Here is a 19,796-nt window from a genome sequence, read left to right as displayed (position 1 = left end):
CGTGTGCCTGAGACATCGGGCTACCGATGCGTCAGGCACACGACTGGGGACCGTCAGAAGCCGACGGCCTTGCGGGCCTTGCCACGCGCCAGGAACAGCGCCGCGACCAGCAGCACGCCGCCGACTGCACCGAGGCCGACGCCCCACCAGGTGGGGTGCTGGACCATGATCACGGCGGTCGCGAGCGGGACGACGACGGTCGGCAGCGCGATCGCCAGCACCTTGAAGCCAGAGTGGTCCGAGACGAAGGCCGCCAGCGCCCACAGCACCACCAGGATCGCCGTGAGGCCGAGGATCACGCTGACCTCGCCGGTGTAGTCCGACGGGTTGGAGCTGCTGTGCAGCATGCCCATCGCGGGGTTGCTGTCCTGCGTGTCCGTGCTCATCATCCCGCCCAGGCCGCCGAAGAACCCGGCCAGCATCCGCTCGGCGAAGAGCATCGCGGTGGCGCCGACGACGCTGAGCAGGCCGACGGCACCGACGACCACGCCGGTGACCGAGCGACTCGGCAGGAACCAGCCGAGGAGGGTGGTCGCGACGACGAAGACGGTGGCCGCCACGGCGAAGACGACGATGCCGTTGTCGTGCTTGAACGAGCTCTTCACCGTGTCGTCGAAGACCTGCGCGTAGAGCACGACCAGGCCGACGATCGTGGTGACGACGAACGCGGGACGCCGCGCCAGGACGTAGCCGACGATGGCCAGGCCGGCGATGAGGCCGCCGGTCAGGTAGGACACCCACGAACCGTCGGCGTTGTCGCCGAGGCCGACCATGATCACCGGCGCGGTCGCCAGGATGCCGACGACACCGGGCCAGGTGACCAGGTCGCTGCGCGCCTCGCCACCGGCCTTGCGGCGTACGGCGATCGCGGCGAACAGCGCCAGCGCGAGCAGGCCGGCGGTGACCACGATGCTGACGGCGTACGTCGACTTGTCGAGCACGTCCCCGCTGCGGGCACGGGTCGCGGTCAGCACGATGGCGGCGCCGGCGAGGCCGGAGCCGATCGCCACGAGCGCGCCGGTCAGGCCGCCCTTGGTGGGCGCCATCGGGAAGTCGGTGTCGATCGGTGCGCCGAAGCCGCCTTCGCCGCTGTCCGAGGCCGGGGTGGCATCGGCGTCGAGGTCGGCGACCTGGACCGTCTCGGTGGGCGCCGGGTCCGCGTCGATCGCGGTCGCGGGCGGGGCGTCGTCCTGCACGGGCTGGGGAGCGTCGTCACTCATGGGGCCGAATGTACGACCGGGGAGGCCGAATTCTGCGCTCCCGAGCCGGGCTACCCCGAGACCGCCAGCACCAGCGGGAGCACCGCGGAGGCGCCCGCCTCGTGGAGCGCCGTGCCGGCCATCGTCAGCGTCCAGCCGGTGACGCTGCGGTCGTCGACCAGCAGCACGCGCCTCCCGTCGACGGCGCCCGGCTCGTCGAGGTGCAGCGTCGAGCGGCGGCGTACGGCGGCCACGCGTTGGGCGGAGTTGGTCGCACCCTTGTCGGGAGGTACGTCGGGGTCGGCGATCGCCCAGCGCCCGACGACCGGGACACGGAGGAAGCGGGCGAGACCCGATGCCAGGTCGGCGACCAGCTGCGGCCGGCGCTCGGACTCGGCCACGACGATGGCGTCGACCTTGGGCTGCCAGTCCTGGAGCATCGTCACCATCGCCCGCGCGAGCTGCTCGGGCACCGGCCCGTCCTCGCCGTTGAACAGGGCGCGCAGGGTCCCCCCGTGGCCGAGGTCGGTCAGCCGGGCGATCGCGCGCCCCTCGTCGAGCGGTGGGTTGATCCGGCCCGAGAGCGACACCCCGATCGCGGACAGGCCCGTGGGCCAGAGCTTGCGCGGCTCGAGGGGTACGCCGGGCCGCGCGATCCGATCGGCGGCGGCCGCGACGGCCGCCTCGGAGACGGTCCCGGGCAGCGAGAGACCCCCGCAGTTGTCGCACCGACCGCACCGCCAGTCGGGGTCGGCCAGGACGGCGGGGTCGTCGAGCTGGCGGCGCAGGTAGGCCATCCGGCACTCGGTGCTGCTGAGGTAGTCGAGCATGGCCTGCTGCTCGCGCTCACGGGCCTCGGCGACGCGGCGGTAGCGCTCGGCGTCGTACTCCCACGGGCGGCCGGTGGACTCCCAGCCGCCGCGGACGCGGCGTACGGCGCCGTCGACGTCCAGCACCTTGAGCATGGTCTCGAGCCGGTTGCGCGAGAGGTCGACGCGCGGCTCGAGCGCGGCCGTCGACATCGACCGGCCCTCCTCGGCGAGCACCTCGAGGGTCTGGCGCACCAGCTCCTCGCGCGGGAAGGCGAGGGAGGCGAAGTAGGCCCAGATGTCGCGGTCCTCGATGGCCGGCAGCAGCACCACCGACGCCTCCTCGATCGCGCCACGGCCGGCACGACCGACCTGCTGGTAGTAGGCCACCGGGCTGCTCGGCGCACCCAGGTTCACCACGAACCCGAGCGCCGCGTCGAAGCCCATGCCGAGCGCGCTGGTCGCGACCAACGCCTTGACCCGCCCCTCGACCAGCGCCTGCTCGAGCGCGAGGCGCTCGGTCTGCTCGGTCTGGCCGGAGTACGCCGCGACCTGGTGGCCGCGCGAGCGGAGGTAGTCGGCCACCTCCTGGGTCTGCGCCACGGTCAGGCAGTAGACGATGCCGCTGCCGGGCTGCTCGGCCAGGTGGTCGGCCAGCCAGGCGAGCCGCTGCTCGGGCGCCGACAGGCGCACCACGCCCAGCTGCAGCGAGGCCCGGTCGAGCGAGCCGCGCAGCACCAGCGGCCGGTCGGCGGTCGAGCCTGTCGAGACCAGCTGCTCGGCCACGTCGTCGGTGACCCGCTGGTTGGCGGTCGCCGTGGTCGCGAGCACCGGGATGCCGGCCGGCAGCTCGCCCAGCAGCGTGCGGATCCGGCGGTAGTCGGGACGGAAGTCGTGGCCCCAGTCGGAGATGCAGTGGGCCTCGTCGATGACCAGCAGGCCGCAGGTCGCCGCCAGCCGCGGCAGCACCTCGTCACGGAACCCCGGGTTGTTCAGCCGCTCGGGGCTGACCAGCAGCACGTCGACCGAACCGGCCGCGATGTCGGCGTGGACGCGGTCCCAGTCGTCCATGTTGGTGGAGTTGACCGTGACCGCCCTGATCCCGGCACGCTCGGCGGCGGCGATCTGGTTGCGCATCAGCGCGAGCAGCGGCGAGATGATCACCGTCGGCCCGGCGCCCTGCTCGCGCAGCAGCAGCGTGGCCACGAAGTAGACCGCCGACTTGCCCCAGCCGGTGCGCTGCACCACGAGCGCGCGGGCGCGGTCGACGACCAGCGAGGAGATCGCGGCCCACTGGTCGTCGTACAACGTCGCGTCCGGCGACCCCACGAGGGCGCGCAGGTGCTCCTCGGCGCGGGCACGGACATCGGGACTGCTCATGCGTCGTGTCTATCAGCGGCCGTCGACAACCCGCCCTCCCCGGGTCGAGTTGTCCACAGGTACGCCGCCGCGCAGCATCGACCGACCACCACCCCCAGCGGAGCTACTGGTCCGCCGGGCCCTCGCTGAGCACCTTGCCGGCCAGGTTCGCGTCGAGGACGTACGCCGAGTCGTCGACCCCGGTCACGACGACCCGGATCGCGGGGCCGCCGGGAGTGGTCGGGGCGGTGATGGTCGTCTCGGTGCTGGCGATGCGTCGGCTCGCGTCGTCCCAGGCCCGGTGGTGGACCTTCTCGATGACGGCGAGGTCGAGCTTCGCCAGGTCGAAGGTGGCGGCATCCGGGTCGACGTACGCGTCGGAGATGTAGGGCTTGTCGAGCTTGGCGTAGGTGTAGTCGTAGGAGAAGCGGCGCGGCTTCTCGCCACCGACCTCGACGTCGTACTCGGCGTAGCCGCGGACCTCGCTGGTCAGCGAGACGACCTGGGTGCTGCCGGTCTCCTGACGGATCGCCGCGACGAGTCGGCCGAACGACGGCTGGGAGACGGGCGTGCCGTACGAGACCGCGTCGGGGGTGTAGTGCGAGTGGTCGCCCCCGGAGCCGCAACCGGCCAGCCCGGCCATCGTCAGCCCCGCCGCGACGAGCAGCGCCAGGCCCTTCACTCGTCCTCGACCCGTCGTCGGTTGACGATGGTGCCGTCGAGGTCACCGTCGAAGGCGTAGAAGGCGTGGCCGGGCACGTGGAGGAAGAGACCCAGCCAGCTCTTGCCCGGCGACGGCGGCGGCACGACCGACAGCGAGTAACCGGTCACCGACTCGTCGACCGAGTGCCAGGCGGCAGCGAAGAACTTCTCGACCGCGGAGAGGTCGAGGGTGGCCAGGTCGAAGGTCTCGCGGTGGCCCTCGTCGACCGCGTCACCGCTGTCGCGCAACCCGGAGTCGCGCCGCCAGAAGTACTCGCGTGGAAGCTGGCGCCCGTTCCCGGCCGGCACGACGACGGAGAAGGAGTCCTCGAACGCCGTGAGCTCCTCGATCGTGGTGGTCCCCGCCCGCTGTCGCAGCGCCGCGACGAAGCGGTCGCGGTCGCCGGCCGTCATCACCGGCGCGAACGCGATCGGGGTGGTGTCCTCCGGCTGGCCGTTCTCGGTGCTGCCGCCCGAGCGGAACGCCACGACCACAGCCACGACGAGCAGGACCAGCGCGACCAGCGCACCGACCACCCACGGCGTACGCCGGCCACCGCGCTCCCGCACCGCGCTCGGCAGGGGCTCGCCCGCCGCTGCGCGCGTCTCCGGGCGCGGCGCGTCGTCCGGGGCGTCGTAGACGTCCCACTTCTCGTTGCTCACGGGCACATCCTGCCCGCTCTCGGCGGCCGGCATGCCTCAGCCGAGCTCGGTCTCGCTCACGATCTTGGCGTCGAGGTCGCCCTCGACGGAGTGGACGCCGCCGCTGAGCTCGTGGACGAGGATCGTGACCCAGGGGTCCTTCGGGCCGTCGGGCGGCTTGATCACCATGACGGTGTCGGTCGGGACGCTGGGCGAGCCGTACCAGGCGTGCTGGTAGAGACTCGCGATCGCATCGACGTCGAGGTCTGCGGCATCGAAGGCCCGCAGGTGGGCGGCCGGGTCGGTCCTCGCGTCGCCGCTCGCGCGCAGCCCACCGTCGGCGACCATGACCAGCTCCTGCGGCCTCCCGCCCGCGACCCGAGGAGGTACGACGACCGTGTAGTCGCCGTCGCGTGCGCGGAGCTCGTAGATCTCGGTACCACCCGTCCGCTTGCGCAGCTCGGTCAGGAAGATCCGGTAGTGCGCCGGCGTCACCACCGGCTGGTAGGTCATCGGGTGGCTGCCGCTGTCGGGCAGGTCGTGGCCGCCCTTGGCCACCAGCCACACCGTGCACAGCGCGACGGCGGCGACGCCGGCCAGGGACGGCAGGCGTCCCCGGACCCAGGAGCCGAACGGGTGGCCCCGGTCCGGCACGGCGGTCGGCCGAGGCTCGTCCGCGCTCTCGGTCTCAGCCTCGGCTCCGGCCTCGGCTCCGGCCTCGGCTCCGGGAGCGTCGTAGACCTCCCACTCCCTCACCACGAGCCGTCACCAGATCCGGACGCGGGCCTCCGGATCGAGCCACAGACCGTCGCCCTCGGCGGTCCCGAAGACCTCGTGGAACTCGTCGAGGTTGCGCACGATGTTGGCGCGGAACTCCGGCGGGCTGTGCGGGTCGATGGTGAGGTACTGGCGCTCCTGCTCCTCGCGGCGCTTGGTGCGCCAGACGTAGGCCCAGTTGAGGAAGACCTTCTCCTTGTCCTCGACGCTGGCGTCACCGCCCTGCGAGATGAGGAAGGCCTTGAGGCCGATGGTCAGGCCGCCGAGGTCGCCGATGTTCTCGCCGACGGTGAGCGCACCGTTGACGTGCTCGCCCGGCAGCGCACGGGGGCTGAACCCGTCGTACTGCTCGATCAGCGCCTTGCTCTTCTTCTCGAACGCGGCCTTGTCGTCGGCGGTCCACCAGTCGTTGAGGTTGCCCTCGCCGTCGTACTGCGCGCCCTGGTCGTCGAAGCCGTGCCCGACCTCGTGGCCGATGACGGCACCGATGCCACCGTAGTTCTCGGCAGGGTGCGCGTCGGGGCTGAAGAACGGCTTCTGCAGGATGCCCGCGGGGAAGCAGATCTCGTTGGTGCCGGGGTTGTAGTAGGCGTTCACGGTCTGCGGGAGCATGAACCACTCGTCGCGGTCGACCGGGCTGCCGATCTTGGCGAGGTGGCGCGCGGTCTCGAACGCGGAGGCCGCCTGGACGTTGCCGAACAGATCGGTCGCGCTGACCTGGAGCGCCGAGTAGTCGCGGAACTCGTCGGGGTAGCCGATCTTGGGGCGGAAGGTCGCGAGCTTCTCGTAGGCGCGCTGCTTGGTCTCGTCGGTCATCCAGTCGAGCTTCTCGATGGAGACCTTGTACGCCGCGAGCAGGTTCGCGACCAGCTCGTCCATCATCTGCTTGCTGGTCGGCGGGAAGTGGCGGGCGACGTACTCCTGGCCGACGGCCTCGCCCATCGCGCCCTCGACGAACGCGACCGCGCGCTTCCAGCGCGCGCGCAGCTCGGGGGTGCCGTTGAGGGTGCGGCCGTAGAAGTCGAAGTTGGTCTGCACGAAGTCGTCGGAGAGGTACGCCGCCGCGTGCCGCCACACGTGCGACATCAGCCAGTCCTGCCACGTCGCCAGCGGGACGCTGGCGAGGACCTTGGAGAGGTGCTCGAAGTAGCTCGGCTGCCGCACGCAGACCTCGGCGATCGTGTCCTCGGTGCCGCCGAGGTTGGTGATGTAGGCGTGCCAGTCGAAGTTCGGGCAGAGGTCCTGCAGCTCCTGGAGCGTCAGCAGGTTGTAGGTCTTCTGCACGTCGCGGGTCTCCGCGCGCTCCCAGTGGCCCTTGGCGAGCAGGGTGTCGATCTCGAGGATGTTCTCGGCGGCCTTCGTGGGCTCGGCGTGACCACCGAGGGTGAGCAGCTTCTCGAGGTAGTCGACGTACTTCGCACGGATCTCGGCGAACTTCTCGTCGCGGTAGTAGCTCTCGTCGGGCAGCCCCAGGCCGCCTTGGCCCAGGTGGAACAGGTAGCGGTCGGACTGCTTGGAGTCGGTGTCGACGTACGAGCCGAACAGGCCGTGGCCGCCGATCCGCTCGAACTCGCCGAGGTACGCCGCGAGGTCGCGCACGTCGCGCAGCCCCGTCACCGCGTCCGCGAGGTGCTGGGCGGGCGCCTTGCCGGCGGTGTTGATCAGGGCCTCGTCCATGAAGGAGTTGAAGAGGTCGGCGATCTTCTTGGCGTCGGGATTCTCGGTGGTCGAGCCTGCCGTGACCCCACCGGTGGTCGCCAGGTCGGTGATGATCGCGCGGACCTGCTCCTCGGCCCGGTCGGCGAGCTGCACGAAGGGACCCCAGCTCGAGCGGTCGGCGGGGATCTCCTCCTCCGCGAGCCAGGTGCCGTTGACGTGGCCGAAGAGGTCGTCCTGCGGCCGGATCGAGGTGTCCATGCCCGAGCGGGCGTCATCGAGGATGCTCACGCCACGAACCTATACGGACCCTGGTCCCGGTCGGACGAGCCGATCAGCCGAAGCGGTACGGCGGGTCCTCGGCGCACCGTGGAGCGATGGGGAAGATCGTCACCGTCATCACCGCGCTGCTCCTGTCGTTCCTGTCGGCACCGCCCGCACACGCCGACCCGGCACCTGGGGGGCCCGACCTCGCGGCGTACGCAGCGAAGGTGCTGGACCTGACCAACCAGCAGCGCGCCCGCCACGGCTGCGCCGCCCTGGCCGCCGAGCCGCACCTGGCCACGGCCGCCGCTCACCACTCGCAGCTGATGGCCGCACGCGGGATCATGTCGCACCTGTTGGGCGGCGAGCTCGCCCTGGTCCAGCGCGTCCTGGCCGCCGGGTACTCCCACCACTGGCGCCGCCTCGCCGAGAACGTCGCAGCCGGCTATCCGTCGCCCCGCTCCGTGGTCCGGGCCTGGATGGCCTCCCCCGGCCACCGCCGCCACATCCTCGACTGCCGCCTCCACGACCTCGGCGTCGCCGTCGCCCCCGACCGCTACGGCACCCTCTGGTGGACCCAGGACTTCGGCTCCCACTGACCCCTCGTTGGTTGAGTAGCCCGAGCCGCTAGGCGAGGGCGTATCGAAACCAACGTCGCGGCCGGTGGCTCCTGGTCGATGCTCCCCGCTGTCCCGCAAGACCGTGTGGATCTGGAGCCACCACGTGGCCACGAATCCACACGATGTGGCCGCATCGCATCGCGCCGACACCCGCGCCACCAGCGCGCCGCCAGGGCCCCGCAGTCAAGGATCGCGAAGCGACCGCGCAGCGGCGCCGAAGGCGTCCTTGACGGCGGGGAGCGGCGCGCTACGCGCGGCCGCCACACCGACCCGAGAAGTCATCGACCAGGGAAGGCGCTGGGTCGATACGCCACCGACCACGACGACGCCCCGGCCAGCGCCTCGGACGACTGGACCGACGACGAAGGCCCTACTCCCCCGGCAGGACGACGGACTTGCCCAGCGTGCCGCGGGAGTCCATCTCGGCGAGGGCATCCACGAAGCCGGCCAGCCCGAAGGTCCGGCCGATCGGCGGCTTCACCACACCCGACTCGATCATCGGCACCAGCTGCTTCCACTGCTGCTGCATGTACCCGGGGTGGCTGAAGGCGTGCTCGCCCCACGCCGCACCGCGGACATCGGTGTTGTTGAGCAGCAGGCGGTTCACCTTCACCTCGGGGATGCCGGTGCTGGCGGCGAAGCCGACGACCATCAACCGGCCCTGCTTGGCCAGGCAGCGCAGGGAGTCGGTGAAGATGTCGCCGCCGACCACGTCGACGAGCACGTCGACACCGCGACCACCGGTCAGCTCCTTCACGGCGTCGCGGAAGCCGTCGAGCAGCACGACCTCGTCCGCCCCGACCGACCGGGCGAACTCCGCCTTCGACGCCGACGAGACCACCGCGATCGTCCGAGCACCCAGCGCACGAGCGACCTGGAGGGTCGCCGTACCGACGCCACCGGAGGCACCGTTGACCAGCACCGTCTCCCCGGCCACCAGCCCGGCGCGCTCGGCCAGCACGAACAGCGCGGTCATGTAGTTCATCGGCATCGCGGCGCCCTCCTCGAAGGAGAGCGACGAGGGCAGCGGGAACACCCAGTCGGCGGGCGCGACGGCGTACTCCGCGGCGAAGCCACCGACACTCACCGCGCACACACGCGTCCCGGGAGCCAGCGATCCGCCGGAGACGACGACCCCGGCACCGTCGACGCCGGGCGTGTACGGGATCGGCGGCTTGAACTGGTACTCGCCCTTGGTCATCAGGAGGTCCGGGAACGACACCCCGCACGCCTCCACGCGGATCAGCACCTCATGGTCGGCGGGCTCGGGCGCCTCCACGTCGGAGACGACGACGGTGTCGGCAGAGGGACCAGACGTGGCATTGACTCGTACGGCGCGCATGGGCCGAACCTAGCGGCCGGCAACGCGACGTACGCCACCTTGCAACTCGTTGCATAGGTGGTCCACACTGATCCCATGGCCCTGGAACACGCGCTGCTCGTCGCCCTGCGCGAGCGCCCGTCGTCCGGCCTGGAGCTGTCGCGGCGCTTCGAGCGGTCCATCGGCTACTTCTGGTCCGCGACCCACCAGCAGATCTACCGCGTCCTCGCGCGCATGGAGGCCGACGGCTGGGTGAGCGTCGAGACGGTCGCCCAGCAGGGCAAGCCCGACAAGAAGATGTACGCCGTCACGCCGGCCGGCAAGGCCGAGCTGGCCACCTGGCTGGCCGCCCCCAGCAAGGAGCCCGCGACCCGCAGCGAGCTCGCGGTCAAGCTCCGCGGCGCCTCCTTCGGCGACCGTGCGGCGGTGCTGAGCAGCGTGCGCGACCGGCTCGCCGACCACCAGGTCCGCCTCGACCTCTACCGACAGCTGATGAAGCGCGACTACCCCGACGGGCCCGGCCGCCTCGACGACCTCACGCTCGACCAGTACCTCGTCCTGCGCGGCGGCCTGCTCCTCGAGGAGGGGCAGATCGCCTGGCTCACCGAATATCTCACCACCTGGGAGAACCGCCACCATGCCTGACACCGTGAACGCCCACTACCCCCACCTGCTGAGCCCGCTCAAGGTCGGCACGACCGAGCTGCGCAACCGCGTGGTGATGGGCTCCATGCACACCGGCCTGGAGGACAGCATCGCGAACACCGCCAAGCAGGCGGCGTTCTTCGGCGAGCGCGCCAAGGGCGGCGTCGGCCTCATCGTGACCGGTGGCTACGCACCGGAGTGGCAGGGCTGGGTCAAGCCGCTGGCCGGCGGGATGCGCACCCGCCGCGACGCCCACCACCACCGCGCGATCACCGACGCGGTGCACGCCCACGGCGGCAAGATCCTGATGCAGGTCCTGCACGCCGGCCGCTACTCCTACCAGCCGTTCAGCCTGGCCCCCAGCGCGATCAAGGCGCCGATCAACCCGTTCAAGCCGAAGGCGATGTCGACCAAGCGCGTCGAGCAGACCGTCAGGGCGTTCGCCCGCTCGGCCTGGCTCGCGCAGAAGGCCGGGTACGACGGCGTCGAGATCATGGGCTCCGAGGGCTACCTGATCAACCAGTTCCTCGCCGAGCGCACCAACAGGCGCACCGACAAGTACGGCGGCAGCGCGGCGAACCGCATGCGGTTCCCGATCGAGATCGTGCAGGCGACCCGCGAGCTGGTGGGCCCCGACTTCATCCTGCAGTACCGGATCTCCCTGCTCGACCTGGTCGACGGTGGCCAGCAGTGGGACGACATCGTCACCCTCGCCAAGGAGCTCGAGCAGGCCGGCGTCGACATCTTCAACACCGGCATCGGCTGGCACGAGGCGCGTGTCCCCACGATCATCACCCAGGTCCCCCCGGGCGCGTGGGTCGACTCGACCGCCGCGCTCAAGCCGCACGTGACCGTCCCGGTGATCGCCTCCAACCGGATCAACAGCCCCGAGATGGCCGAGCAGATCCTGGCCGACGGCCAGGCGGACGCGGTCTCGATGGCCCGTCCGTTCCTCGCCGACGCGCACCTGGTCAACAAGGCCGCCGAGGGTCGCGCCGACGAGATCAACACCTGCATCGCCTGCAACCAGGCCTGCCTCGACCACGCCTTCAAGAACAAGAAGGTCTCCTGCCTGGTCAACCCGATGGCCTGCAACGAGACCACGCTGGTCCTGGCCCCGACGCGCACCAGGAAGACGGTCGCCGTCGTCGGTGCCGGCCCCGCCGGCCTGTCCGCCGCGGTCTCCGCCGCCGAGCGCGGCCTCGCGGTCACCCTGTTCGAGAAGAACAGCGAGATCGGCGGCCAGTTCCGCCTCGCCATGCAGGTCCCCGGCAAGGAGGACTTCAAGGAGACGGTCCGCTACTTCACCCGCCGCCTCGAGGTCCTCGGTGTCGACGTGCGGCTCAACACCGTCGCGGACGACGCCGCCCTCGCGGCGTACGACGAGGTCGTCGTGGCCACCGGCGTCGAGCCGCGGATGCCCGCCATCAAGGGCATCGACCACCCCAAGGCGGTGTCGTACGCCGAGGTCCTCGACGGCCGCGTCGTCCCGGGCAAGCGGGTCGCGGTGATCGGCGCCGGCGGGATCGGCGTCGACATGTCGGTCTTCCTGACGCACGAGGACGAGACCCTCGAGGAGTGGAAGGCCCACTGGGGCGTCGGCAACCCGCAGCTCGACGCCGGCGGCCTGACCGAGCCGAAGCCGCGCACCCCGGCGCGTGAGGTGTGGCTGCTCCAGCGCAAGACGTCGCGCATCGGCAAGGACCTCGGCAAGACGTCGGGCTGGGCGCACATGGCCCACCTCAAGCAGGACGGCGTGCACCAGGTCACCGGTGCGTCGTACGACCTGATCGACGACGCCGGCCTGCACCTCACCATCACCGACAAGGACGGCACCACGACGCAGCAGGTGCTCGACGTCGACCACGTCGTCATCTGCGCCGGCCAGGAGTCGGTCCGCGACCTCGTCGCCGACGGCCGCCACGTGATCGGTGGCGCGGACTTCGCGGCCGAGCTCGACGCCAAGCGCGCGATCAAGCAGGGCACGGAGCTGGCCGCCGCGCTCTGATGCCTCTCGTCTCACTGGGAGTGACCTGGAGGTCACTCTCAGTGAGACGAGACGTTTGTAGGGTCGGGACATGATCCGCGACCTGACCGACGCCGAGGCGCGACGCGCGCTGCCGTGCAAGTGGGGGCAGGTCCCCGACGACGTGCTGCCGGCGTGGGTCGCCGAGATGGACTACGCGATCGCGCCGGTGATCAGCGAGGCGGTGCAGCGAGCGGTCGCCGACGGGATGACCGGCTACCCGGACTTCGCCCTCGGCGGCCCCCTCGGTGAGGCGTACGCCGGGTTCGCCGACCGCCACTTCGGCCACACCGTCGACCCGACCCAGGTCATCCCCACGGTGGACGTGACGGCCGGCGTGCGCGTCGCCCTCGATGCGTTCAGCGAGCCCGGCCCCGTGGTGATGACGCTGCCGGGATACCCGCCGCTGATCGACATCGCCGGGGTCACCGGCCGCGAGCGGGTCGACCTGGTCGTAGACGCCGATGCCGATCGCGCCGAGGTCGACCTCGACCAGCTCGACCACCTCCTCGGGCAGGGCGCGCGCACGCTGCTGCTGACCAACCCCCACAACCCGTGGGGCCGGGTGCTCACCCGCCACGAGCTCGAGGGGATCCGCAACGTGGTGGTCAAGCACGGCGCCCGCGTCGTCGTCGACGAGATCCACGCGCCGTTGGTCCTGGCCGGCGCGCCCCATCACACCCCGTACCTCTCCCTCGACGGCACCGCCGATCACGCGATCGCGGTCGTCGCGGCGAGCAAGGCGTTCAACACGCCGGGCCTGCGCTGCGCCCAGCTCGTCACCGGCGACGCCGCGAGCCGCGACCGGATCCGCTCCCTGCCGATGGCGCGCAACGACTCGTGGTCCCCTCTCGGCGTGGTCGGCGCGATCGCGGCGTACGCCGAGGGCGACGACTGGCTCGCCTCCCTCGTCGAGCGGCTGGCGGCCCAGCGCGACCTGCTCACCGAGCTGCTCGCGCAGCACCTCCCGCTCGCGCGCATGCGCCCGCTGGAGGCGACGTACCTCGCCTGGCTGGACCTGCGGGCCTACGGCCACGACGACCCGGCCGACGTCGCGCTCGCCCGGGGCCGGGTCCGGCTCGCGCCGGGCCACGACTACCACCCCGGCCTGACCGGCCACGCCCGCCTGAACATCGCGACCAGCCCGGAGCGGCTGACCGCGATCGTCGAGAGGGTCGCGAGCGCGCTCAGCTGAGCACGTTGCGGTGCGCGGCGATGAGGTCGCGCAACCAGGCGTACGACGCCTTCGGCGTACGCACCTGCGTGGTGTGGTCGACGTGCACCAGCCCGAACGGCGTCACCAGGCCGTCGTCCCACTCCCACCCGTCGAGCAGGGACCACACCCAGAAGCCGCGTACGTCGACCCCGGACCCGATCGCCGCCGCGACCGCCGCGAGGTGCTCGGCGAGGAACGCGATCCGGCGCTGGTCGTCGACGATGCCCGCCGGCCCGATCGGGTCGGGGAACGCGGCGCCGCACTCGGCGATCACGAACGGCGGGAGCACGTCGCCGTACCTGATCGTGGCCATCTCCAGCCAGTCACCCAGCGCCGCCGGGACGACCGGCCAGCCCGACAGCGTCCGCTCGTAGCCCTGGATCTCGATCCGCTCGAGCGGCGAGTCGGAGCCGTCGCGGGCGGCGCCGATGCGGTGCGGGCCGTAGTAGCTCACGCCGTAGAAGTCGAGCGGCTGCCGGATCGTCTCGAGGTCACCGGGCTGCGTCAGCTCCTCGAAGATCGGCGCGATGTCCTCGGGGTAGCGGCCGAGCACCATCGGCTCGAGCAGGATCAGGTTCCAGATCGAGTCGAACAGCTTGGAGGCGGCGATGTCCTCCTCGGCCACCGACGCGGGCCAGACCGGCGCGTGCGCGTTCACGCAGCCGACCGAGGTCGCGCCCGCGGCCCGCAGCACCTGCACCGCTCGACCGTGGGCGAGCAGGAGGTGGTGGACGGCCGGCATGCAGTCGAAGAGCAGGCGGCGACCCGGCGCGTGCTCGCCGAGGCCGTAGCCCATCATCGCGACGGCGGCCGGCTCGGCGATCGGCACCCAGGCATGGACGCGGTCGGCGAGGCGCGCGGCCACCACGGCCGCGTACTCCGCGAACGCGTCGGCCGTGTCGCGGGCCAGCCAGCCGCCGCGGTCCTCGAGCGCCTGCGGGAGGTCCCAGTGGTGCAGCACGGCGACCGGGTTCACGCCGCGCTCGAGCAGCCCGTCGACGAGGCGGTCGTAGAAGTCCAGGCCCTCGGCGTTGACCCTCCCCCGGCCTTCGGGCATGACCCGGGACCACCCGATGGAGAAGCGGTACGACGACACCCCGAGTCCGGCCACGAGGTCGAGGTCCTCGGCCAGGTGGCGGGTGTGGTCGCACGCGACCGCGGCACTGGAGCCGTCGAGGATCCGGCCGGGCCGGTCGGCGTACGTGTCCCACACGTGGCGGCCCCGCTCGAGCGGCCCCGAGGCGCCCTCGACGGCCGCGGCGGCCGTGACCACGCCGAAGTCGAAGTACGACGGGAACCGCCCCCCGGGGGGCCCTGCTTGCACGGGCACAATGTCCCACGTGACCGTCGAGATCCGCAGGGGAACGCACCGCTTCACCGACCGCGAGCAGGGGCGCCGCACGCTGCACTCCTTCGCCTTCGGCGAGCACTACGACGCCGACCGTCTCGACTTCGGTCCGATGGTCTGCCACGACGAGCACCTGCTCGGCTCCGGGCAGGGCTTCGAGCAGCACCGGCACAGCGGGCTGGAGATCGTGTCGTGGGTCGTCAGCGGCTCGCTCGTGCACGCCGACTCCTCCGGCGCGACGGTCGAGGTCGAGGCCGGCAGCTGGGGCTGGCTGACGGCCGGCGCCGGCATCGACCACTCCGAGCACGCGTCCGCCGACGGCCCGTGCCGGTTCATCCAGGTGTGGTTGCGCGCGGACGAGTCGCCCGAGTCGGTCTACCAGACCGGCACCGGCCCACTCACGGTCCCGCTCGCCGACGGCGACGCCACCTTCACCCCCGTCCACCTGGAGGCGGGCGAGACGTTCACCCTCCCGGCAGCTCGCCGCGTCCACGCGTTCGTCGCCTCCGGCGCCCTGCTGCGCTTCAGCCTCGCCGAGCCGCTCCAGGCCGGCGACGCGCTCCTGCTCACCGACGAGCCGGCGTACGACGTGCAGGCCGGTGTCCCCACCGACCTGCTGGTCTGGAATTTCGGTGGTTGAGTAGGCCGAGGCGCCAGCCGAGGCCGTATCGAAACCCTAGCCGCGAGCGGCCGTCAGGAAGTCCCGCAGGATCGGGCCGGCCGTCTGCGCGCCGGTGATGCCGACGTCGACGAAGACCGCGACCGCGAGGTCGCCCTGGCCGGCGACCATCCAGGCGTGCGTGCCGGTGCCCGAGCCCGCCTCGAACTCGGCGGTGCCGGTCTTCGCGATGACCGGCGGTCCCGGCACCTCGAGCAGCCCGCGGCCGGTGCCCGTCTCCACGACGTCACGGAGCATCGCGCGCAGCTGCGTGGCCTCGGCGGCGGTCAGCGGCTTCGCGTCGGACGGGGCCTTCGGGCGCACCGAGTCCAGCAGGTGTGGGACGACCGTGTGACCGGCCACCACGGAGGCCATCTCGGTGGCGACGGCCATCGGTGAGGCGAGGATCTTCCCCTGACCGATCAGGTCGGCGGCCGCCTCGGTCTCGCTGGCGGGCGCCGGCACCTGCCCGAAGTACGCCGGGAAGCCCGCATCGTGGTCGACGCCGATGCCGAGCGTGGCGGCCGCCGCGGCCAGCGCACCGTCGGTGACCTTCGACCGCTGGCCGATGAAGGCGGTGTTGCAGGACTGCGCGAGCGCCTGGCTCAGCGAGATGGTGCCGATCGAGCCGGGCGGGAAGTCGCGGTCGTTCTTGAAGCCCTTGCCGTCCACGCTCGTCGTCGCGGGGCACGAGACCGACGACCGCGGCGTCAGCCCGGCCCGCAGCAGCGCCAGGGAGCTGACGATCTTGAAGGTCGAGCCCGGCGCGAACCGGCCATAGGTCGCCAGGTCCTGCCCGCCGTCGCCCGGCCCGTTGGCGGCGGCGAGGATCGCGCCGTCGCTGGGCCGGATGGCGACCAGCGCGCTCCCCGGTCGTACGCCGGCGAGCAGCGACTCGGCCTTCTCCTGGAGCCGTTGGTCCAGGCTGAGCCGCAGCGGCTTGCCCGGCTTCGCGCCCACCTGGAACACGGTGCGCGGCGGCGCGGTGGTGCCCGGGGTCTCGATCCGCACCTGGCGCCCGGCGGTCCCCCGCAGGTCCTTGTCGTAGCGCGCCTGGAGCCCGGACAGGCCGGCCTGGTCGCCCACCTTCAGCGACGGGTCGGCCTTGATCTGGTCGGCGGTCACCGACCCGACCCGGCCCAGGATCGGCGCGGCGAACTCCTTGGTCGGCGCCAGCGGCAGCGAGCCCGCGACGGTCAGCAGACCGGGCAGCGACGCGTGCGAGACCGGCCCCGGCACCTCGCCCTTGCGGTAGGTGATCGCCTCGACGAAGGCCTTCGCCCCCGCGGCCCGCACGGCCTTGACGTACGCCGGCGCGTCGATCCCGACCAGCCCGGCCAGCGCGCGGGCGGACGTGACCGCCTGCGCCACCGGCACGCGGGACCGGTCGATGCCGATGTGCTCGACCGGCCGGTCCTGGACCAGCGCCTTGCCGTGGGCGCCGAGGATCGCCCCACGCCTCGCGGGCAGGGTGAGCGCGTTGAGGACGTCGCCAGGGCCGAGCTTCGGCGCGACGTCGCTGCGGGCCCACCTCGCCGCCCAGCGCGATCCGTCCTGCACCAGGCGGACCGTGGAGGTGTAGCTCCACGGCTGCTGACCGTCGACGACCGCCCACGACCACTGCAGGGTCGCCTGCTTGCCGTGGGGCCCGTCGTCGACGGAGGCCACCGAGACCGACGGCTCGATGCCGTCCATCCCGTCGACGACCGTCGCATAGTCCTTGGCCACGGCCGCGGCGGTCGTGCCGTCGAACGGCACGTCCGCGAACGCGGCCGCCTGCGGCACCGCGGCCGACGACAGCGCGGCGGCGAGCGCGTCCGCGGTCGTCGTACCGGGGGCGGCACCGGACCCTCCGCACGCGCTCAGGCCGAGCCCGCAGGCGAGGGTGAGGGTCAGGGCCGCCGAGATCTGCCGCATGCCGTCGGTTCTACCAGCCGGCACCGACCCGGCTCGTCCGGCGCTCTTGCGGTCGCGCCCGACTCGTGTTGTGATCTCCCTGGAGATACAAATGCGCATGATTTGTATCACGAGGCGAGGTGGGCGACCCATGGCAGGCATGACGAGGCGTCGGATGTTGACGAGCACCTCCGCGCTCGGGGCCCTCGGCGCCCTCGAGCTGACCGGCGCGCCACGCGCGTGGAGCTGGTCGTCGTCGGGCTCGATCGCCGGCAGCACCACGACCACCGATCCGGCCTGGGTCTGGGACGACCCGGCCGACACCCTCGTCGCCGCCGTGCTGGCCCGCGGCGGCGTCGCCGAGGTCAACGCGGCGCTGGCCGGCTGGCAGAAGAACTCCGACGCCGTGCCGGCCGCGACCCCGCCCGACGTGGCCGAGTTCGTGGCGGCGGCCCGCCAGCTCCCCGCGTGGGCCGACCCGGCCAAGCTCGTCGCGGCGGCCCAGTTCAACAAGCGTCAGGGCGACGTCATCGCGGTCCTCTACGGCATGGGCAGCGGCATGATGAGCTGCCTGATCCCGCACGAGGCGCGGGCGGTCTACTGCTCCCGCGGCGGCGCGAACATGAAGGACCGCATCGCCAAGACCGCCAAGCTCGGCTACGACATCGGCGCGATCAACGCCTACGACGCCGCCGGCTCGATGGTCGTCACGGCCGTCAAGACCCGGCTGGTGCACGCCGCCGTGCGCAACCTGCTGCCGTCGTCGCCGTACTGGCGACCCACCGCCGACCAGACCACGCCGATCAGCCAGCGCGACCTGCTCATCACCTGGCACAGCCTCGCCTCGACGGTGATGGCCAACCTGGAGAGGTGGAAGGTGCCGATGACGGCAGCCGAGAAGTCGGCGTACCTCCACCTCTGGCAGGTCTCCGCACACCTGCTCGGCATCCAGGACCAGTTCATCCCGGCCACCTGGGCGGACGCGTTCGCCCAGCGGGACGAGCTGCTCACCCCCGTGATCGCTCCGACGTCCGAGGGCCTCAAGCTCGCGCAGGTCCTGGTCAACCTCGGCTCCAGCGTCGACGGCGGCTTCGCCTCGCGGCCGATGCTCGAGTCGATGACGCGCTACGTCCTGGGCAGCACGTACGCCGACCTGCTCGGCCTTCCGCGTCACCCCGTGCAGGACGAGTCGATCGCGCTGGGCTGGCCCGGTTTCATCGCGCTGCGGTCGGCTGGCCTGAACCTGCCGCTGATGCCGGACGTCTACAACCTGTTCGACGAGTTCCTCCGCCAGGGCGCCCTGTTCTACCTCTCCAGCGGGCAGAAGATCGACATCGTCGTCCCGGACGGGAACCGCACCAGCTTCTAGCGGGCGGGCAGGTCGAGCAACGGCAGCAGGGCCCGCTCGGCGACCCGCCGCAGGTCGCCCTCGTCCTCGACGTCGACCGCGTCGCTCGGCGTCAGCAGCAGCGAGGTGCACAAGCGCACCATCACGTCCGCCGCGAGGTCGACGTCGACCCCCGCTGCGATCGCTCCCGCCGCCTGCTCCGAGCGCAGCTGGGCGACCACGAAGGCGTGGACGGCGGCGTGCAACGAGCCGTCCGAGAGGACGGCGTACATCGCGGCGCCGTCGTCGTCGCGACCGAGGCCGGCGAGGACGGGGCTGCTGCGCATCGTGCGCACGGAGCTGGTGAAGCCGAGGACCAGCCGCTCGCCGGCGGTGGCGCCGGGCGCCACGTCGGCGCGGAACTGCTCGAAGTAGCGACGCAGCTCGGCGCGGACGACGTGGACGACGAGGTCATCCTTGCTCGCGAACCTGCGGTAGACCGTGATGCGGGTGATGCCGGCCTCCGTCGCGACCTGGTCCATGGTCGTCCGCTGGACGCCCTGACGACAGATCAGGTCGTGGGCCGCCACCACGATGCGGCTGCCGATCTCGTCGACCGGTTCCGCCGACACCTCGGGCCCCTGCCGCAGGGCGGCGAGGACCGCCGGCTCGCGGGGACCGGACAGCTTGGCCATCAGTACCAGCCGAACCGCTGGCTGTGTGCCCAGGCGCCCTGCGGGTTGCCGTAGCGGGCGGAGATGTAGGCCAGGCCCCACTTGATCTGGGTCTCGGGATTGGTGCGCCAGTCGGGGCCGACGACGGCCATCTTGGTCCCGGGCAGCGACTGCGGGATGCCGTACGCCCCCGACGACTTGTTCTCGGCGAGCTGGTTCCAGCCGGACTCGCGGTTCCAGAGCGCGTTGAGGTAGGGCCACTGGCTCTTGTCGAAGCCGAACTCGATGAGCAGCGAGTAGCCCAGCGCCTGGTTGGACCCCGGCCGGACCTCGGCCGGCGTCGTCGGCATCGGCATGTGGTTGGCGATCCGCTCGGCGACGCGCGCCAGCTGGCGCAGGATCACCGCCCGCGGGACCTTCTCGGTCGCGCCCTGCTTCTTGCCGTGCGGGCGCTCGGCAGTGGTCGACACGACCGAGCCCGGAGGCACCGCCGCCGGCGGAAGGGTGTGCGCGGGCGGGTCGGCGACCTCGTCACCGGTGACCGCGCCGTACCTCACCGCGGCGACCAGCAGCACGACCACCAGCACCGCGAGCCCGGCGATGCCGGCCACGCTGGCTGGGTGCTGCTTCTCCCCCGAGGTCACGGGAGTTGTCTAC

17 protein-coding genes are annotated in these 19,796 nt (G+C 72.0%); 6 read left to right on the top strand and 11 right to left on the bottom strand.

Annotated features, from left to right (window positions below; all coding sequences use genetic code 11):
- Positions 1-53: 53 nt before the first annotated feature.
- The 6 genes from ACYVJ3_RS09410 to ACYVJ3_RS09385 form a co-directional block, all read right to left on the bottom strand.
- Positions 54-1,220: a hypothetical protein gene (locus ACYVJ3_RS09410; RefSeq protein WP_460852686.1), complete on the bottom strand. Its 1,167-nt coding sequence runs from the start codon at positions 1,218-1,220 to the stop codon at positions 54-56.
- Between the two features lie 50 nt (positions 1,221-1,270).
- Positions 1,271-3,388, bottom strand: coding sequence for a DEAD/DEAH box helicase (locus ACYVJ3_RS09405; protein ID WP_460852684.1), 2,118 nt, complete (start codon positions 3,386-3,388; stop codon positions 1,271-1,273).
- Positions 3,389-3,491: 103 nt separating this feature from the next.
- Positions 3,492-4,049: a hypothetical protein gene (locus ACYVJ3_RS09400; protein WP_460852682.1), complete on the bottom strand. Its 558-nt coding sequence runs from the start codon at positions 4,047-4,049 to the stop codon at positions 3,492-3,494.
- Positions 4,046-4,732 (bottom strand): hypothetical protein, encoded by a 687-nt coding sequence (locus ACYVJ3_RS09395; protein ID WP_460852680.1) that lies wholly within the window; start codon positions 4,730-4,732, stop codon positions 4,046-4,048. The genes ACYVJ3_RS09400 and ACYVJ3_RS09395 overlap by 4 nt, the downstream gene beginning before the upstream one ends.
- A gap of 36 nt (positions 4,733-4,768) precedes the next feature.
- Entirely contained in the window at positions 4,769-5,467 is a 699-nt protein-coding gene (locus ACYVJ3_RS09390; protein ID WP_460852678.1) for a hypothetical protein, read from the bottom strand.
- 9 nt (positions 5,468-5,476) lie between these two features.
- A complete protein-coding gene (locus ACYVJ3_RS09385; RefSeq protein ID WP_460852676.1) occupies positions 5,477-7,435 on the bottom strand; it encodes a M13 family metallopeptidase in 1,959 nt (652 codons plus the stop codon).
- An 86-nt stretch (positions 7,436-7,521) separates the two neighbouring features.
- Between ACYVJ3_RS09385 and ACYVJ3_RS09380 the strand changes: the two genes are divergently transcribed.
- Positions 7,522-8,007: a CAP domain-containing protein gene (locus ACYVJ3_RS09380; RefSeq protein ID WP_460852674.1), complete on the top strand. Its 486-nt coding sequence runs from the start codon at positions 7,522-7,524 to the stop codon at positions 8,005-8,007.
- Positions 8,008-8,398: 391 nt separating this feature from the next.
- Here ACYVJ3_RS09380 and ACYVJ3_RS09375 read toward each other — a convergent pair whose 3' ends face one another.
- On the bottom strand, positions 8,399-9,370 hold the full coding sequence (locus ACYVJ3_RS09375; protein ID WP_460852671.1) for an NADPH:quinone oxidoreductase family protein: 972 nt from the start codon (positions 9,368-9,370) through the stop codon (positions 8,399-8,401).
- A gap of 75 nt (positions 9,371-9,445) precedes the next feature.
- On the opposite strand from ACYVJ3_RS09375, the gene ACYVJ3_RS09370 reads away from it, so the two are divergent.
- The 3 genes from ACYVJ3_RS09370 to ACYVJ3_RS09360 all read left to right on the top strand — a co-directional run bounded on the left by ACYVJ3_RS09370 (position 9,446) and on the right by ACYVJ3_RS09360 (position 13,215).
- On the top strand, positions 9,446-9,994 hold the full coding sequence (locus ACYVJ3_RS09370; protein WP_460852670.1) for a PadR family transcriptional regulator: 549 nt from the start codon (positions 9,446-9,448) through the stop codon (positions 9,992-9,994).
- Positions 9,987-12,002 (top strand): FAD-dependent oxidoreductase, encoded by a 2,016-nt coding sequence (locus tag ACYVJ3_RS09365; RefSeq protein ID WP_460852668.1) that lies wholly within the window; start codon positions 9,987-9,989, stop codon positions 12,000-12,002. The genes ACYVJ3_RS09370 and ACYVJ3_RS09365 overlap by 8 nt, the downstream gene beginning before the upstream one ends.
- A gap of 70 nt (positions 12,003-12,072) precedes the next feature.
- Positions 12,073-13,215, top strand: a complete 1,143-nt coding sequence (locus ACYVJ3_RS09360) for a MalY/PatB family protein (RefSeq protein ID WP_460852666.1) — start codon at positions 12,073-12,075, stop codon at positions 13,213-13,215.
- Here the strand turns inward: ACYVJ3_RS09360 and ACYVJ3_RS09355 are convergent.
- Positions 13,208-14,560 (bottom strand): glycoside hydrolase family 1 protein, encoded by a 1,353-nt coding sequence (locus ACYVJ3_RS09355; protein WP_460852665.1) that lies wholly within the window; start codon positions 14,558-14,560, stop codon positions 13,208-13,210. The genes ACYVJ3_RS09360 and ACYVJ3_RS09355 overlap by 8 nt on opposite strands.
- A 16-nt stretch (positions 14,561-14,576) precedes the next feature.
- Between ACYVJ3_RS09355 and ACYVJ3_RS09350 the strand changes: the two genes are divergently transcribed.
- Positions 14,577-15,224, top strand: coding sequence for a pirin family protein (locus ACYVJ3_RS09350; protein ID WP_460852663.1), 648 nt, complete (start codon positions 14,577-14,579; stop codon positions 15,222-15,224).
- Between the two features lie 36 nt (positions 15,225-15,260).
- On the opposite strand, the gene ACYVJ3_RS09345 is transcribed toward ACYVJ3_RS09350, so the two are convergent.
- On the bottom strand, positions 15,261-17,159 hold the full coding sequence (locus ACYVJ3_RS09345) for a penicillin-binding transpeptidase domain-containing protein (RefSeq protein ID WP_460852661.1): 1,899 nt from the start codon (positions 17,157-17,159) through the stop codon (positions 15,261-15,263).
- Between the two features lie 154 nt (positions 17,160-17,313).
- Here ACYVJ3_RS09345 and ACYVJ3_RS09340 point away from each other — a divergent pair, with 154 nt between their 5' ends.
- The gene (locus ACYVJ3_RS09340) at positions 17,314-18,507 is read left to right on the top strand and encodes an oxygenase MpaB family protein (RefSeq protein WP_460852660.1); all 1,194 of its coding nucleotides are present in this window, start codon (positions 17,314-17,316) and stop codon (positions 18,505-18,507) included.
- Here the strand turns inward: ACYVJ3_RS09340 and ACYVJ3_RS09335 are convergent.
- Together ACYVJ3_RS09335 and ACYVJ3_RS09330 are read right to left on the bottom strand one after the other, a co-directional pair.
- Positions 18,504-19,160 (bottom strand): TetR/AcrR family transcriptional regulator, encoded by a 657-nt coding sequence (locus tag ACYVJ3_RS09335; protein ID WP_460852658.1) that lies wholly within the window; start codon positions 19,158-19,160, stop codon positions 18,504-18,506. The two genes, ACYVJ3_RS09340 and ACYVJ3_RS09335, sit on opposite strands and share 4 nt — an antisense overlap.
- Positions 19,160-19,783: an aggregation-promoting factor C-terminal-like domain-containing protein gene (locus ACYVJ3_RS09330; RefSeq protein ID WP_460852656.1), complete on the bottom strand. Its 624-nt coding sequence runs from the start codon at positions 19,781-19,783 to the stop codon at positions 19,160-19,162. The genes ACYVJ3_RS09335 and ACYVJ3_RS09330 overlap by 1 nt, the downstream gene beginning before the upstream one ends.
- Between the last annotated feature and the right edge of the window lie 13 nt (positions 19,784-19,796).

The sequence above is a fragment of the Nocardioides montaniterrae genome (genome assembly GCF_054782655.1).
This window is presented reverse-complemented; position numbering and strand designations above follow the sequence as displayed.